The organism is Mycobacterium sp. JS623 (assembly GCF_000328565.1).
Taxonomy (GTDB): domain Bacteria; phylum Actinomycetota; class Actinomycetes; order Mycobacteriales; family Mycobacteriaceae; genus Mycobacterium.
Window position 1 is genome coordinate 2067568 of record NC_019966.1, and the last position, 15238, is coordinate 2082805.

Genomic DNA, 15238 nt, shown 5'->3' on the forward strand with positions numbered 1-15238 from the left:
CCATGACGGCATCCGATTTCGCGTTCCGGCCCCAGCTGGCCGAGGATGTGGCGCGGTATGTGCGCAAGCGCATCTTCGACGGCAGCTACGCTGCGGGCCAGTACATCCGGCTGGATCAGTTGGCGGTGGAGTTGGGTGTCAGCGTCACTCCGGTACGCGAAGCGCTCTTCGTGCTGAGCGCAGAGGGTCTGCTGGTGCAGCAGCCTCGGCGTGGCTTTGTGGTGGTGCCGGTGACCCGCCGGGATCTTACCGATGTGTCTAATGTGCAGGCGCACATCGGCGGGGAGCTTGCGGCGCGGGCGGCGGTCAGCATCACCGACGAGCAGCTGCGCGACCTGGAGAAGATTCAGACTGAGTTGGAAGATGCATACGCCAGCGACGACGACGAGCGTGCGGTGCGGCTCAACCACGAGTTCCACAAGGCGATCAACGTGGCCGCCGACTCACCGAAGCTTGCTCAGCTGATGTCCCAGATCACCCGCTACGCGCCAGAGTCGGTGTTTCCCACCATCGCGGGCTGGCCCGAGCAGTCGACCGAGCACCATCGCAAGCTGTTGGCGGCGCTGGAACAGCACGATGAAAAGCTTGCGCGCACAGCGATGTCCGAACACCTCGCGGCTGGAGCCGACCCATTGATCGACCACCTGACGCAACGCGGCGTGGTCGGCTAACTGCGCCCAAACGTACGTTTGGCGTCGACTGCGACGCCAAAAGTGACCCGCAACACCGAACTGGGGAGGATCCTTCAATTATGGCGACGATTCTGGCCGAAAAGATCGCGCGACCCAGCCTCAAACACTTCCCGGGCGACACCCTCGTCGATGCCATCACCAACCGCATCGGCGTCGCAGCCGAGCCGCTCGCGGATCCGCCACCGGGAAGCGGCCTTGAACCGGTCATGGGCGAGCGCGGTCTGCCGGTAATCGGGAAGACGCTGAAGATATTGCGTGAGGGACAACAGCTCACCGTCGAGTACTACCCGAAGTACGGCGGGGTGATGTGGACCGCCGCGTTCGGCACCAAAGTCGTCTGGGTCATCGGCCCGGATGCGATTCAGCAGGTACTGGCGAACAAGGACAAGGTTTACAGCCAATCCGGCTGGGAGTATTTCATCGCAAATTTCTTCACCAGGGGCTTGATGCTGCTCGACGGTCAGGAACACCTGCTGCACCGGCGGATCATGCAGGAGGCCTTCACCAGATCTCGGCTCGAGGCCTACCTGACACAGATCAACGGAATCATCGAGCAGGCCGTTCCGGCGTGGCCTGTTGACCAACCGATGCTGATGTTCCCGGCGGTCAAGTCGCTGTCGCTGGACATCGCCACCCGCGTGTTCATGGGTCGCGAGCCCAGCCCCGAAGCGGACCGGCTCACCCGCGCATTCATCGATACCGTCCGCGCCGGAACGGGTTTCGTTCGCGCCGGCCATCCGGGCCTGCCAAACCGGTGGAGCAAGGGGCTGGCGGGTCGCAAGGTGCTCGAGGATTACTTCCGGCCGCTGGTTGCGCAGAAGAGGGCGTCGGACGACGAGGATCTGTTCGCTGCTCTCACCCACGTGGAAACCGAGGACGGCCACCGCTTCGCTGACGACGACATCGTCAACCACATGATCTTCCTGATGATGGCCGCCCACGACACGTCCACAATCACGGCGAGTTCGATGGCCTACTACCTGGCCAGGAATCCCAGCTGGCAAGAACGCTGTCGGGCAGAGTCGCAGGCGTTGGGCGATGGCCTGATCGACCTCGCCACACTGGAGAAGCTGGAGTCGCTGGAGCTGGTATTCCGGGAGGCGATGCGGTTGGTGGCGCCGGTGCCGGCGCTGGTCCGCCGGGCCACCGAAGACACCGCGCTCGACGGGAAGTTTATTCCGGCTGGCACCATTTTGGCGGTCGTTCCCGGTGCCGTGCACATCCTTCCTGACCGCTGGAGCGACCCCGACGCCTTCGACCCCGAACGGTATGCGGAGCCGCGACGCGAAGACAAGCGCCATCGTTTCCAGGACGTTCCATTCGGCGGCGGCGCGCACAAGTGCATCGGGATGAATTTTGGTACCGCAGAGGTGAAGTCGCTGCTGCACCACATGCTGCTGCAGTACCGGCTCGAGGTGCCCGAAGGCTACGAGGTGGAGTGGGACCACACGGCGCTTGTCATGCCGACCGACGGAATGCCGATCACGTTACGGAGGCTGTGAGCAATTCGCGCAGCTTCCGGACATCAACCTTGCCGGTTGTTCCGCGCGGCACGTCGTCGTCGGAGTCCAGCAGCAGCCACCGCGTCGGAACCTTGAAGGCGCTCAACCGCTTTCGCGCTTCAGCACGTAGGTGATCGATGGCATCCGCGGATATCACGGCGGCGCCGACGGCGCCGTCGATCTCGGTGACGAACGCATTCTCTACGCCGTCGATGGTCTGCAGCGCCTCCTCGACTTCGCTCGGGTAGACGGTGGCACCGCTGACCTTGAACATGTCGTCGCAGCGGCCGCGGTAGAACATGAAGCCGTCGTCGTCGAGGTGTCCGAGGTCCCCGGTGGGGTAGTAGCCGTCGGGGGTGAAGACTTCTTCGCGGCTGCGTCGGCAGATGCCCCGCAACGTGTGTGGTCCCCGGAGCTGGATCATGCCGATCGTGCCCGCGGGAACGGGCTCGCCGGTGTCAGGGTCGACGATACGCACCTGCATTCCGTCGAAGGGCTTACCGCAGCTTCCCCACGCAGACCGTGGCATGTCGGTGTCGGCGGGGTAGCCGCAATAGGGCCCGAAGGACTCGGTCATGCCGAACAACTTCGCCCGCGCGCCGGGTTCCGCGTGTTGTTCAGGTGGCAGCAGCGCCTCCAGGCTGCCGGGCCGCAGCGCAGACAAATCCGCTCTGACAGAGGCGGATTGGCGCGCCAGCGCCTCGGCCTGGTCGGGCCAGCCGCGAAACAATGTGACCTTTTCGCGCTCCAACAGCCGCAATGTCGTCTCGGGACGTGGGATCTCCTCGGTGACGAGCGTGGCGCCGGCTAGCAGCGCCGACAATATCCCGCTGCCGAAACCGCCCACCCAGAAGAACGGCATCGGCAGATACAGCCGCGTGTCCGCGTCGATGCACCGCGCGGTCTGACCGGACTGCACCGCGGCCAGCGCGTTGCCATGCGAGTGGATGACGCCCTTCGGCGGCCCGCTGCTTCCCGACGTGAACATGATGACCAGCGTGTCGCTGGGGGTGACGGCCGCCGTCATGGCATCGATGTCCTGCTCGCCGGACGTCAACTGGGCGGGCGCCCAAGCCGACTGCAGTGCAGGCAGTTCAGGCGTATTCATGACCCCCGCCAAGTCATCCAGATAACGGTGGCCGCGGAATTCCTCGACCGCGATCAGCGACATAACGGAGGCAACCCGCAACTGGGCCACCAGCTCCGGAGGCTGCAGGAGCGTGCTCAAGGGCACCAGGACAGCGCCGATACGCGTCAACGCCGCGGCGATTTGCACCCACTGCGCGCGGTTCGGCATGATCAGCCCGACCCGGGTGCCCTTGCTGATGCCGGCTTCGATGAACCCCGCCGCCATCGCGCGGGTGGTCTGGTCAAGCTCGGCGTAGCTGAGCCGCGAGTCGGTGTCGACGACCATCGGCTTGTCGCCATGCTGGGCCGCACGGCGCCGGATCACCGCGTCGATGGTGTCAAGCATCGAACAGCTTCTGTAACGCGGCGAGGTCGACCTTGCCGCTGGAGAGCACGGGAATCGCGGAACGCGGCACGGCCACAAACCTTTTCGGGATCTTGTAGGACGACAACTCGGCCTTGAGCAGGTCGAGCACCGAGGCCTCGTCGAACCCGGCGTCGTCCCCCAACGCGATGACCGCGGCGACCAGTTGTCCGCGCTCGGGATCGGGGAGTCCCAGCACGTGTGCGACGGTCCCACCGGTCACCTTGGCGATCGCCTTCTCGACCTCGGCGGGTGCGACGTTGGCGCCTGCAGTCTTGATCATCGCCCCACGCCGGCCGATGAAGTAGACGAAGCCGTCGGCGTCGATGCGGACGAGGTCGCCGGTGTGGAACCAGCCGTCGTCATCGAAGCACTCTTCGCGGCTACGCTTGTAGTACCGCTGCATCACATACGGTCCGCGGATACACAGTTCGCCGTCGACAATCTTGGTGTCGAAACCGGGCGCTGGCCTGCCGAATGAGCCGCGTCGGTACTCGGGTTGGTTGGATTCGTCCTCACTGATCGTGATGACGCTGCCCGCTTCGGTCATGCCGAGCATGGTGTGGCGCAACTCGGGATCGGCAGGCCGAACGTCGGGCGCCATGATCGGATACAGGTTCCCGCGACGCATGGACGACAAGTTGCGCCCAGGCAGGCTGGGGTGATTCGCGAGATGGGCAATCCCTGTCACGAAACCATTGGTCATTGTGGGCTTTTCGGCTTCGAGCAGATCGAGCGTCTCGCCGGCGTCGGTGGCGTTGGAACACACCAAAGTCGAGCCAGCGAGCAGTGTGGCCAGCACCGCGAATGCGATTCCGCCGATCCAGAAGAACGGCGAATTGCAGAACAGCTTGTCGTTCGCGGTCAACCCGCGAATTTCGTTGAGCACCTCTTGGTGGCCAAGCAGGGAGAAGTGTGTGTGAACGACGCCCTTGGGCGCGCTGGTCGAGCCTGACGTGTAGACAATGGCTAGCGGATCCGACTCGTCGACGTCACCTTCCAACGCCTCGAGCCGCCAGGCCTCAACGCAGTCGGCGGGTTCGGAGTCGATGAGGACGTGGCGCAGCAACGGAACCTCGACGCCGGCGAGGCGCTCCCGGTAGTCATGAGCACGAAAGGACGCAGTGGCCAGCAGGATTTCAGTGTCGCTGTCGACGAGCTGCGTCTCGATCTCCGGTGCGGTGGCGAAGGTCGAGAACGGTATGACGACTGCGCCGATGCGTGCTGCGGCCAGCATTGCGACGATCCACGGGGCGCCGTTCGGGTAGAGGAGCCCGACGTGAGTGCCCTTGCCGGCGCCGAGCGCAATCAGGCCGCGCGCCAACCGCGCCGAGCGGCGGTCCGCGTCTGCGTAGCTGAGCCGCTCGGCATCACAGATCAGCAGCGGATGCTCGCCACGGGCGCGCGACTGCCGCCGCAACACCCCGCCGACGGTGAGGGCGTCACGTGGCATGTTCGACGGGCTGGCTGAAGAATTCACGGACCGCACCGAGGTCTGCCTTGCCGGAGGGCGTTCGGGGAATCTGGTCGACGATCGCGACCGCGGCAGGAATCTCATAGCGCGCCAACCGCGCTCGCAGATAATCGATCAACGCGGCGGCGTCGACGGGTGCACGTAACTCGACCATTGCAACCGGTGTCTCGCCGAGCCGGTCATCGGACCTGGCCACGACGGCCGCGCCCCGCACCGCAGGATGGCTCTCCAGCGCGCCGCGCACGTCGTCGGGCATCACCTTGAAGCCGCCGCGGATGATGGCCTGATCGGCGCGTCCGAGGATCCAGAGGAACCCGTCGGCGTCGATGCGCGCCAGGTCGGTGGTGCGCATCCAGTCGGTAGACGGACCCAGCTGACCGGGTTTGACCTCCAACAACCCGGGTTGGTCGGGGCCGAGCGGGGTGCCGGTGTCGTCGACGACCCTCAGTTGCGCTCCGAGAGTTGCCCGGCCAACGCTGCCGCGCTTGTCCTGCCAGTACTCCTGATAATCGGACAACGTCCAGCCAGCGACACCACCACCGAATTCCGTTGCGGCGTAAGACGTCAGGACGGGAATACCGAACTTTGCGGTGAAAGTGTCGGCATCCTCGGCCGACAGCGGCGCCGTGCCCGACGTGACCGCCCGGACGCTCGCCAGATCCTCGCGAGTCAGATCGGAATGCAACACGGTCCGCAGTGCGGCGGGCACCAGTGACACTGCGCGCGGCCGGTGCCTACGTACCGCGTCGGCCCACTGGTCGAGCGCAAATCGATCCAGCAACGCGAATGGCCTTGCCTCACAGACACACTGCAGCACTCGGAAGACGCCGCCGATATGCACCAGCGGGGCGTTGACGATCGCAACTCCCTTTCGCAGCTCAGTCGGGGCGGCGGCCGCTGAGACCACGCTGTGCGCCAGCATGTCGTAAGTGAGGTCGATTCGCTTGGGTGGACCGGTCGTTCCGCTGGTCAGCATCCGCACGGCGACGCCGGGGCGGGTCGCGCTGGTTACGACCGAAGGAACTTCTGGCGCATCGTCTAGACCCGACAGCGGTACCCATGCAGGGCCGTCGGGAACCAGCGCAGCAAGATCGTCCGCTGTCCCCATAACCAGCGGCAGGTCAAGCGCGGCGATATCGTCACGCGTGCGGTCTTTGCCGCGCGACGGATTGATTGTCACCACAGTGCCGCCACCGAGCAGGACGCCGAGGAGAGCCGCGACGTGGGCGGGGCTGTTGCGCAGCAGGATCCCGACTTCGGAGTCGCCGACGACGGCGATTCGCTTCGCGAGGCCGGACACCTGACGCCATGTCGACCACTGGCCGTCGTACTCGATGGCCACGGCCTCCGGCGACAGCCCCAGCACGCCGGCGATGCGCCTGCTGAGTGGATGCATCAGCGCACCCTCGGTTCCGCCGCCGATTCGTCACCGTGGGCCGCAAGTTCAGCCTGCCCGAGCGGATTTCCCAGCCGGGTATAGATCAGGTTCTGTTCCAGCGCCGCGCGATACGGTTTGTCCAGCGACTCCCAGATCGCCTTCACGGTGCCCTGGGTGGCCGACGGTGGCTTGGCGGCGATCGCTGTGGCGATCTCGTTGGCGCGCGCCCAGAGCCGGTCGCGGGAGACTACGACCTCGGACACCAAGCCGATGCGAAGGGCAGTGTCGGCACCGACGCGTTCGTCGTTGCCCATCAACGCGATTCGCAGAGCCTCGCCGAGACCGACGCGGCGCATCAACCCGATCGGCTCCAAGGCACACACCAAGCCAGCGCTGACGTGGGAGTCGAAGAACGTCGCGTCCTCGGAGCAGATCACCACATCGGACTCGTTGACGAAGTAGAACGCACCCGCAGTGCAGATGCCGTGAACGGCGCACACGACGGGTTTCCACATCTTCTGCCATTTCGGGCTGAGCGCCTCGCCCGGATCCTCGTGATTCCACACGTTGTCCGGCTGGCAGTAGGAGGACTTGATGTCCAGACCGGCGCTGAACGCCCGGTCGCCGGCGGCACGAAGCACGACAGCGTGCACCGCCTCGTCGAGTTTGACGATGCGCCACGCCTGGGCCATCTCCTCGCACATGGTGCGGTTGAAAGCGTTGAGGCAATCCGGCCGGTTCAGCGTGATGGTAGCGACGTGAACGTCGGCATCCACGTCGAGCAGGATCGTTTCGAACGCCGTCACCGGCACTGCCAATTCGGCGCGCGCTTCTCCATGAATGCCGTTGGTCCCTCGAGCGCATCCTCAGTGCGCACCACACGCTCGCGGAACGTCTCGGCAAGAATCTCGGCCTCATGCAGGGGCAGGTCGAGTGTCTTGTGGATGGCCAACCGCGTTCCACGCACGGCCAGTGGTGCGTTCGAGTTCACGATGTCGGCGATTTCATGCGCGCGTTCGAGAAGCTTGTCGTGCTCGACGACTTCGCTGATCATGCCGAGCTCGTAGGCGCGCTGTGCGCTCATCCGCTCGTGCTTGCCCATCAGTGCCATCCGCAGCGCGATATTGCGTGGTAGCACTCTGGCAAGCCGCACCATTTCGCGACCGGCCACCAAGCCGATGCTGACGTGCGGATCGAAGAATGTCGCCTTGTCGGATGCGATCGCAATGTCGCCGGTGGTAATCCAGTCCAGTCCTGCGCCACAACACAATCCGTTGATGGCTGTCAGGACGGGCTTGGCCATGCGTCGGAACGGCGGGGTGCCCTCCTGGGGCGCCTCCCACTGGTCGTAGGTGGACAGATAAGGGCGCTCGTAGATCACCCGGCCGTCTTCGGGAATCTCGCCGACGTCGGCGCCGGTGCAGAAGGCGCGGCCGGTGCCGGTGACGATGAGGGTCCAGATGTTGTCGTCGTTCTCGGCTTCGTCGTATGCGGCGCGCAGTTCCGCGATCATCGCCGGACTGAGTGCGTTGAGAGCGTCGGGCCGGTTCAGCGTGATCGTGACCTTGTGCCCGTCGACTTCGTACTTGACGAATTTCATCTGGTCACCTTCCGCCGAACTCCGGTGTGCGCTTGTCGCGGAACGCCGCCAGGCCCTCTTTGAAATCGGCTGTCCTGCACGATAACTCAACGTTGAACAGCTCCTGCGTCATCGCCTGATCCAGCGTGGCATGCTGCCCGTAGTTGATTGCTTGCTTGGCCAGCCCGATGGCGACCGTCGGCCCGGACGCCAGCCGGTTCACCAATTGCTCGCTGACGTCGTCGAGCTCGGCTGTGCCCACGTACCGATGCACCAGCCCCCAGTCCGCGGCATCGCTGCCGCCCACCTTCTCGCCGAGCATCAGCATCTCCTTGGCCCGTGCGACACCGACCAGCCGGGGCAACAGCCACGTGGAGCCGGAGTCGGGGGAGAAGCCGCGTCCGACGAACGGCTCCCAGAACACCGCGTCGTCGGCGGCGACGGTGAAATCGGCGGCCAGTGCGAGGTTGCAGCCAAGGCCGACAGCCCATCCCCGCACACTGCAGACCACGGGCAGGTGGATGGTGTGCAGGAGTTCGATCACGCGGTTGGCGGTGTGCGGAATGCGGCGGACGAGATCGCCTGTGCGCGGCCGCTGTCCGGAGCTGTTGGTGGCCACCCAGTCCACGCCTGCGCAGAAGTCGGCGCCCGCCCCGCGGAGGTAAATGGCGCGCAGCGAATCGTCGGTGGCGGCCTTGGTCAGCAGTTCGACAAGGGCGTCGATCATCGACTGGCTTAGCGCGTTGCGTCTCGACGGACGATCGAGCGTGAGCCGAAGGACGTCGCCGTCCCGCGCGGCCGTCACTGCGCCAATGTCGCTCACTGTTGAATCCGCCCATCCAGAGCTATACGGTTACCCCTACAGTATTGCTATCCTGTACAAGTTAGCAAGGAAAGGGCGCATGGCGGAAGACACACCGCGATACGGCGAGCAACCGCTGGCGCAGACGGTCGAGGCTGCGGGTGCTCTCCGACGTCTGACGGGTCTGTTGCTGTCCTTGGAGCATGAGCATCCGACGGTGGACGCCATGCTCGCGCAGGTCGCCGATTGGGAACGAGAGTTGGCGGGCGCGGTCCCGCCGGATCCCACGCCCCGGATCGGCGAGGGTGACGAGGAAAAGCGCGTCTATCTGGACCACGCATTCGATGTCGGCGCGTACAACCCCTGTTTTCCCGAATACACCTTCGATCATCTCGACGACGAAACCGCTTCTGGCCGTGTCACCTTCCCACTGGTATACGAAGGCCCGCCCGGGTTGGTGAACGGAGGATTTCTGGCTGTCTTCTTCGACTGCATCACCCAGCACCAGAGTTGCGCGGCCGCGCGCACAGGAAAGACGCGCTCACTCACGGTGACCTTTCGCAGGCCCACCCCTGTTCTCACCGAGCTGCGCTTCGACATCGAGCGGCTCGAAGCAGAGGGCAGAGTGGCGTCGACGGCGCGACTGCTGCTTGATGATGAGGTGCTCTGCATCGGTGAGTTGAAAACGGTGGCGAACTCGCCGGACAAACTGACCGGCTTTCAATTTGGTAAGCGGCGGGCCGAGTTCTAGTGGTGGTTCAACGGATTCGTCAGCCTCGGGTGGCCGAGATCGTGGCCTCCCGGCTGCGGGAGGACATTCTGTCCGGCCGGCTCAAGGAAGGCGATGTGCTGCCGTCGCAGGAGAGCTTGTTCTCCGAGTTCGGGGTGAGCCCGCCGGCACTGCGCGAAGCGATCCACATCCTGGAAACCGATGGGCTGATCTCGGTGCGCCGCGGAAACGTCGGCGGGGCAGTCGTTCATCAGCCGTCGGCCGAGCGAACCGCGCACATGATCAGCATGGTGTTGCAGTCGCGGTCCTCGACACCCGCGGACGTCAGCGGCGCGCTGGTGCACCTCGAGCCGATTTGCGCCGGGATGTGCGCGGGGCGTGAGGATCGGCTGACCGAGGTCGTGCCGTACCTCGAGGCCGAAATCGAGATGCAGACAGAGCAATTCGACGACTTATCGCGCTATGTGCCCAACGCGCGACGGTTTCATGAGGCGATCGTGTCCCGATGCGGTAACGAGCCGATGATCTTGCTGATCGGCTCCATGGAGCTGATCTGGTCAGCCCACGAGTCGTCGGTGTGGAGCGACGAAGGGGATCCGATGTCGCGCAAGACCATGCGTGCGGCGCTGCGCGATCACCAACGCCTGCTGGACGCAATTCGTGACGGCGACTCCGCACGCGCGGTGCGGCTCGCACAGGACCACCTGGCCGTCGCTCGTCGCAACACGCTAACGGCTGGCAGTGACAAAACCATTGAGGCCAAATTGATTTCGAATGGCAAACATCAGGAGCCTGGCAGATGACAACCTCCACAGACGACCGCGTTTTGTTCGACGTGGACTCCGACAAGCGGATCGCGACGATCACGTTCAACAACCCCAGCCAACGCAATTCGTACGACGCGGCGATGCGCGATACGGTCGCACGCTATCTGGATCGCGTTGCCGAAGACGACGACATCACGGTTGTGTTGCTGCGCGGCGCGGAGGGCGTCTTCAGCACCGGTGCTGACATGAACAACGCATACGGCTGGTACGGCGATGAGCGCTCGCGCGACGAGCGGACAAACACCGATAAAGACGCGCCGGAAGCCAAGCGGCGGCCCAGTCAGCGCAGGCGGCTGACCGTGGATCGAAAGTCGTTCACCTTCTATCACAACCTGATGGGCTTCCCGAAGGTCACAGTGGGGGAGATCAGTGGGTACGCGCTCGGGGGCGGCTTCGAGATGGCGTTGATGACCGACATCTCGGTGATCGGGCGTAACACCAAGATCGGCATGCCCGCCACCCGATTTCTCGGGCCCGCGCTTGGCAGCCTGCACATGTTCTTCCATCGGCTCGGCCCTGTGCTGGCGCGTCGACTGCTGCTGACCGGCGACATCATCGAGGCGGGCGCCGTCGAGCACCTCGGCGTTTTCACCGAGACGTGCGAACCCGCCGCGGTCCCGGCCAGGGCCCGGTACTGGGCTGAGAAGGCCGCGAGGATGCCCGCCGACGGTGTCGTGATCGCGAAGGAGGCCTTCCGGCTCGTCGAGCAGAGCCAGGCCTACCAGGGCGAGGAAGTCGCCAGCTATCTGTTCCACGCATTCGGGACGAACCTGCAGTTCGCGCCGGGCGAGTTCAACTTCGTGAAGACGCGGGCGCAACGCGGAACCAAGGAAGCGTTCCGGTTGCGCGACGAGCATTTCTACGTGCCAGAGCCGGAGTGACGCCGGTCACGTACTGACAGCGATACAGTATCTGCTACTTTTGTAAAGTAGTTACGCCGAAAGCCGAGGTCGAAACATGCCAACACCCGTGATCGTCAGTGCCGCCAGGACGGCCATCGGCCGCTCGTTCAAGGGGACGCTGGTCAACACGCCCCCGGAGACGCTTATCACGACGGTGCTGCCGGAAGTCGTGCGCCGGTCCGGCGTCGACCCCAGTGCGTTCGACGACATCATCTTCGCCGAATCGCATTACGGCGGCGGCGATCTCGCACGCTACGCCGCGGCGGCCACCGGCATGGAGGACATTCCTGGCCAGTCGGTGAACCGGCACTGCGCGGGCAGCCTCACCGCGATCGGCAACGCGGCCGCGCAGATCGGCTCTGGGATGGAGCGCGCGCTCATCGCCGGTGGCGTGCAGTCGCTGTCGATGACGCCGCTGATGAACCAACGCATCCCCGGGCCCGAGCTGAAGTTCGAGGAACGCTGGATGCCGCCGACGCACCCCGAGACGCCTGATGCGCCATGCAAGGACATGTCGATCACCGTCGGGTGGAACACCGCTCAGGCTGTCGGCATCACGCGTGAGGAGATGGACGCGTGGGCTGCGCGGTCGCATGAGCGTGCGATCGCGGCCATCGACGCGGGCAAGTTCGTCGACGAGATCATTCCGCTGAAGGTCCAGCAGTTCGACGGGTCGGTGATCGACTTCAGCGTGGACGAGCACCCGCGCCGCGACACCACCGTCGAGAAGCTCGCGGGCCTCAAGGTCCTGCATCCGGAGATCGAAGGATTCTCGATCACCGCGGGCAACAGCAGCGGCACCAACGATGCTGCGGCTGCTGTTGCACTTGTCGATGGCGACTACGCCGACGCCGAGAAGCTGACCAAGTTGGCAACCGTGAAGGCTTGGGCCGCAGCAGGTGTCTCTCCGCGCGATTGCGGGCTGGGTGCCGTGAAGGTGATCGGCAAGGTGCTGCAGCGGGCTGGGCTCAAGCCGTCCGATGTCGCGCTGTGGGAGATCAACGAGGCGTTCGCCTCGGTGCCGATCGCGGCGTGCCGCGAGTACGACATCGACGAGGAGCTGGTCAACTTCTCCGGAAGTGGTTGCAGCCTCGGCCATCCCATCGCCGCGTCGGGCGCGCGGATGATCACGACGTTGGTTTACGAGTTACAGCGGCGCGGCGGTGGCATCGGCGTGGCAGCGATGTGCGCGGGTGGCGGCCAGGGCGGCGCCGTCGTCATCGAGGTCTAGCGCGAGCCGCCGAACGTGGGTTACCCGCACGTGTTCGCGCGCTTTCGCGTGACACAAGCCCACACTCGGAAGAGGGACTAGCGCGCGGCGGCGGCCTTGCTTCGCGTGCGCGGTCCCGACGCCTTCGTCGCCTTGCGCGCAGGCTTGCTGCCCGAACCGATGAGCCGACCTGCATGGTCGAGGATGCACTCGAGGCCGAACTCGAAGTTCTTGTCGTCGGCAGCGCCGATGTGATGCCCCTTCGCCGTCACCTGGGCCAGCAGCGGCGTGGTTTCGGGATCGATCGCCATCGTTTCTTCGATGTCACTCGGCCCCTCGTCGGCTGCCCGGTTCTTGTCGCGCAGCCGTTGCAGCACCACCGACCCGCGGACATGCACCGACACCGCGGAGTACGTGTCGAACGCATCCTCGGGTGACAGGCCGGCTTCCACCAGACTCGCGATCGCCTTCTCTACCTCTTTCACGCCCAGCTTGGCCGCCCGCGGACTCAAAGCCGACCGGATGAGAATCAGATCGCACAGAATCGGGTTGCCCATGAACGCTTTTCGCATGACGCGCGCATGATTGCGTAACGTCTCGCGCCAATCCTTGGCCTCGACGTACGGCGTGGCGAAGACATACTGGCGCAGCGCGCGATCGGTCATCGCGTTGAGCAGATCGTCCTTCTTGCGGAAGTACCAGTAGATGCTCGTGACACCGACGCCGAGGTGCTTGCCGAGCAGCGGCATGCTGAGGTTGTCGATCCCGACCTCTTCCGCGAGCTCGAACGCGCCCTTGATGATGTCGTCGGGATTGATGGACCCGCGCTCGCGTCGCTGACGCTTCTCAGCGGTTGCCTGCTTGGCCACGAAGGGCACCTCCATCAAGTGTTGGTGGACTCGAATTTACCGGCAGCCACCGTCTGAACTGCGTCTTTGCGTCCGTGTCGCCGCTCGGCCGTTACCGTCAACCTTACCGGCGGCCATCCAGTCGACGGCGCCTTCACTTTCTCACTCTTCTACTGTAAGACCTATAGTAAGCGTTTCTAGCAAATCGGGCGAAAGGCGAAGGACCAAGAGTGTCGGACGAAATTCTCACCGAGCGCCGCGGGCGGGTGCTTGTCATCACTATCAATCGGCCGGATGCGCGCAACGCGGTGAACCTCGCGGTGAGCCAGGGTCTGGCCGACGCCGTCGATGAACTCGACGAAAGCACTGACCTGTCCGTCGCGGTGATCACCGGCGCCGGCGGCAACTTCTGCGCGGGCATGGACCTGAAGGCCTTCGCCGCCGGCGAGGTCGTAGCCATCCCCGGCCGCGGCATCGGCTTCACCGAACGGCCGCCGCGCAAACCGCTGATCTCGGCCGTCGAGGGTTACGCGCTGGCAGGCGGCACCGAGGTCGTCCTCGCCACGGACCTGGTGGTCGCGTCGCGGGAAGCGAAGTTCGGCATCCCCGAGGTCAAGCGCGGCCTGGTAGCCGCGGGCGGCGGACTGCTGCGACTGCAGAAGCGCATCCCGTATCAAAAGGCGCTCGAACTCGCGCTGACCGGCGACAGCTTCACCGCTGAACAGGGTGAGGCATGGGGTTTCGTCAACGTCCTCACGGAACCGGGCAAGGCGCTGGACGGGGCGATCGAACTCGCCGAGCGCATCACCGCCAACGGGCCGCTGGCAATCGCCACCACCAAGGAGATCATGACCAAGTCCGCGGACTGGAGCGAGGAGGAGATGTGGAAAAAGCAGCTCGAACACATCATTCCGATCTTCACGTCCAACGACGCCAAGGAGGGCGCTATCGCGTTCGCCGAGAAGCGGGCGCCGAACTGGACCGGCTCGTAGGAGTAGCGCCGTGGACCTCGGGCTCAAGGATGCCACGGCCGTCGTGGTCGGCGGCGGTCGCGGAATGGGTTACGCGGCCGCGCGCTGCCTGGCCGATGACGGTGCAAGGGTGGCCGTCGTCGGGCGGACGAAAGACATTCTCGAGCGGGCCGCGAAAGACCTGGCCGAGTGCGGAAGCCCTGACGCGTTGGGATTGGTCGCCGACACCACTGACGCAGAACACGTCCAGCGGGTGTTCGACGAGCTGAGCCAGCGCTGGGACGGCCAACTCAACGCGCTCATCAACGCGGTCGGCCCCGGCTCGATAGGCACGTTCGAGGATCTCACCGACGAGCAGTGGCGCGCGGCCTTCGACGACGGCGTGCTGGGAATGGTGCACTGCGTTCGCTCCGCACTGCCGCTGCTGCGAAAGGCGCCATGGGCCCGGATCGTCAACTTCTCTGCACATTCCACGCAACGGCAGACCGTCATTCTGCCCGCGTACACGGCCGCCAAGGCGGCACTGACGAGCATCTCGAAGAACTTGTCGCTGCTGCTGGCCAAGGACGAGATCATGGTCAACGTCGTCTCGCCGGGCAGCATCGCTTCAGAAGCCTTGCGCGGCTGGGCGGAATCGGTCGGCGTCGACGGCACCGACCCCTATGCGCTGATGGCCGCCATCGACAAGCACTTCGGGCATCCGGCGCATCTGCCGCGCGCCGGACAGCCCGAGGAGATCGGGCCTGTTGTCGCATTTCTCGCGTCCAAGCGCAACTCGTACATGACCGGCGCCAACATCAACGTCGACGGCGGTAGTGATTTCACCTAGGG

General features: G+C 64.9%; 15 protein-coding genes. 8 read left to right on the plus strand and 7 right to left on the minus strand.

Going from position 1 to position 15238, the window contains the following annotated elements:
• Window positions 1-2 precede the first annotated feature (2 nt).
• The gene (locus tag MYCSM_RS10015; protein WP_015306038.1) at window positions 3-671 is read left to right on the plus strand and encodes a GntR family transcriptional regulator; all 669 of its coding nucleotides are present in this window, start codon (window positions 3-5) and stop codon (window positions 669-671) included.
• 80 nt (window positions 672-751) lie between these two features.
• Window positions 752-2194: a cytochrome P450 gene (locus tag MYCSM_RS10020; RefSeq protein WP_015306039.1), complete on the plus strand. Its 1443-nt coding sequence runs from the start codon at window positions 752-754 to the stop codon at window positions 2192-2194.
• Here the strand turns inward: MYCSM_RS10020 and MYCSM_RS10025 are convergent.
• From MYCSM_RS10025 to MYCSM_RS10050, 6 genes are read right to left on the minus strand one after another with little or no spacing between them, the layout of a single operon-like run.
• Window positions 2175-3668, minus strand: a complete 1494-nt coding sequence (locus MYCSM_RS10025) for a class I adenylate-forming enzyme family protein (RefSeq protein ID WP_015306040.1) — start codon at window positions 3666-3668, stop codon at window positions 2175-2177. The two genes, MYCSM_RS10020 and MYCSM_RS10025, sit on opposite strands and share 20 nt — an antisense overlap.
• Window positions 3661-5139: a class I adenylate-forming enzyme family protein gene (locus tag MYCSM_RS10030; protein WP_015306041.1), complete on the minus strand. Its 1479-nt coding sequence runs from the start codon at window positions 5137-5139 to the stop codon at window positions 3661-3663. The genes MYCSM_RS10025 and MYCSM_RS10030 overlap by 8 nt, the downstream gene beginning before the upstream one ends.
• Entirely contained in the window at window positions 5129-6556 is a 1428-nt protein-coding gene (locus tag MYCSM_RS10035) for an AMP-binding protein (protein ID WP_015306042.1), read from the minus strand. Before MYCSM_RS10035 ends, MYCSM_RS10030 begins: the two co-directional genes overlap by 11 nt.
• The gene (locus tag MYCSM_RS10040; protein WP_041311705.1) at window positions 6556-7350 is read right to left on the minus strand and encodes an enoyl-CoA hydratase/isomerase family protein; all 795 of its coding nucleotides are present in this window, start codon (window positions 7348-7350) and stop codon (window positions 6556-6558) included. The genes MYCSM_RS10035 and MYCSM_RS10040 overlap by 1 nt, the downstream gene beginning before the upstream one ends.
• Complete coding sequence (locus tag MYCSM_RS10045; RefSeq protein ID WP_015306044.1) at window positions 7341-8138, minus strand: enoyl-CoA hydratase/isomerase family protein; 798 nt, start codon at window positions 8136-8138, stop codon at window positions 7341-7343. The genes MYCSM_RS10040 and MYCSM_RS10045 overlap by 10 nt, the downstream gene beginning before the upstream one ends.
• A gap of 4 nt (window positions 8139-8142) precedes the next feature.
• On the minus strand, window positions 8143-8940 hold the full coding sequence (locus tag MYCSM_RS10050; RefSeq protein WP_015306045.1) for an enoyl-CoA hydratase/isomerase family protein: 798 nt from the start codon (window positions 8938-8940) through the stop codon (window positions 8143-8145).
• 79 nt (window positions 8941-9019) lie between these two features.
• Between MYCSM_RS10050 and MYCSM_RS10055 the strand changes: the two genes are divergently transcribed.
• The 4 genes from MYCSM_RS10055 (at window position 9020) to MYCSM_RS10070 (ending at window position 12609) form a co-directional block, all read left to right on the plus strand.
• Window positions 9020-9670, plus strand: coding sequence for a hypothetical protein (locus tag MYCSM_RS10055; RefSeq protein WP_015306046.1), 651 nt, complete (start codon window positions 9020-9022; stop codon window positions 9668-9670).
• On the plus strand, window positions 9670-10452 hold the full coding sequence (locus tag MYCSM_RS10060; protein ID WP_015306047.1) for a FadR/GntR family transcriptional regulator: 783 nt from the start codon (window positions 9670-9672) through the stop codon (window positions 10450-10452). Before MYCSM_RS10055 ends, MYCSM_RS10060 begins: the two co-directional genes overlap by 1 nt.
• Window positions 10449-11357 (plus strand): enoyl-CoA hydratase/isomerase family protein, encoded by a 909-nt coding sequence (locus tag MYCSM_RS10065; protein ID WP_015306048.1) that lies wholly within the window; start codon window positions 10449-10451, stop codon window positions 11355-11357. Before MYCSM_RS10060 ends, MYCSM_RS10065 begins: the two co-directional genes overlap by 4 nt.
• Before the next feature lie 76 nt (window positions 11358-11433).
• Entirely contained in the window at window positions 11434-12609 is a 1176-nt protein-coding gene (locus MYCSM_RS10070; RefSeq protein ID WP_015306049.1) for a thiolase family protein, read from the plus strand.
• A 77-nt stretch (window positions 12610-12686) separates the two neighbouring features.
• Here MYCSM_RS10070 and MYCSM_RS10075 read toward each other — a convergent pair whose 3' ends face one another.
• Window positions 12687-13457: a TetR family transcriptional regulator gene (locus MYCSM_RS10075; RefSeq protein ID WP_015306050.1), complete on the minus strand. Its 771-nt coding sequence runs from the start codon at window positions 13455-13457 to the stop codon at window positions 12687-12689.
• 209 nt (window positions 13458-13666) lie between these two features.
• Between MYCSM_RS10075 and MYCSM_RS10080 the strand changes: the two genes are divergently transcribed.
• Together MYCSM_RS10080 and MYCSM_RS10085 are read left to right on the plus strand one after the other, a co-directional pair.
• Window positions 13667-14428: a crotonase/enoyl-CoA hydratase family protein gene (locus tag MYCSM_RS10080; RefSeq protein ID WP_015306051.1), complete on the plus strand. Its 762-nt coding sequence runs from the start codon at window positions 13667-13669 to the stop codon at window positions 14426-14428.
• Window positions 14429-14438: 10 nt separating this feature from the next.
• Window positions 14439-15236 carry an SDR family NAD(P)-dependent oxidoreductase gene (locus MYCSM_RS10085; RefSeq protein WP_015306052.1) on the plus strand — a complete coding sequence of 266 codons (798 nt, stop codon included), beginning with the start codon at window positions 14439-14441 and terminating at the stop codon, window positions 15234-15236.
• Window positions 15237-15238: the final 2 nt, after the last annotated feature.

What these genes read in the sequence shown, in the direction of transcription:
- MYCSM_RS10015 (WP_015306038.1), top strand. Translation starts at nt 3, where the DNA reads ATGACGGCATCCGATTTCGCGTTCCGGCCCCAGCTGGCCGAGGATGTG.
- MYCSM_RS10020 (WP_015306039.1), top strand. Translation starts at nt 752, where the DNA reads ATGGCGACGATTCTGGCCGAAAAGATCGCGCGACCCAGCCTCAAACAC.
- MYCSM_RS10055 (WP_015306046.1), top strand. Translation starts at nt 9,020, where the DNA reads ATGGCGGAAGACACACCGCGATACGGCGAGCAACCGCTGGCGCAGACG.
- MYCSM_RS10065 (WP_015306048.1), top strand. Translation starts at nt 10,449, where the DNA reads ATGACAACCTCCACAGACGACCGCGTTTTGTTCGACGTGGACTCCGAC.
- MYCSM_RS10025 (WP_015306040.1), bottom strand. Translation starts at nt 3,668, where the DNA reads ATGCTTGACACCATCGACGCGGTGATCCGGCGCCGTGCGGCCCAGCAT.
- MYCSM_RS10045 (WP_015306044.1), bottom strand. Translation starts at nt 8,138, where the DNA reads ATGAAATTCGTCAAGTACGAAGTCGACGGGCACAAGGTCACGATCACG.
- MYCSM_RS10035 (WP_015306042.1), bottom strand. Translation starts at nt 6,556, where the DNA reads ATGCATCCACTCAGCAGGCGCATCGCCGGCGTGCTGGGGCTGTCGCCG.
- MYCSM_RS10070 (WP_015306049.1), top strand. Translation starts at nt 11,434, where the DNA reads ATGCCAACACCCGTGATCGTCAGTGCCGCCAGGACGGCCATCGGCCGC.
- MYCSM_RS10030 (WP_015306041.1), bottom strand. Translation starts at nt 5,139, where the DNA reads ATGCCACGTGACGCCCTCACCGTCGGCGGGGTGTTGCGGCGGCAGTCG.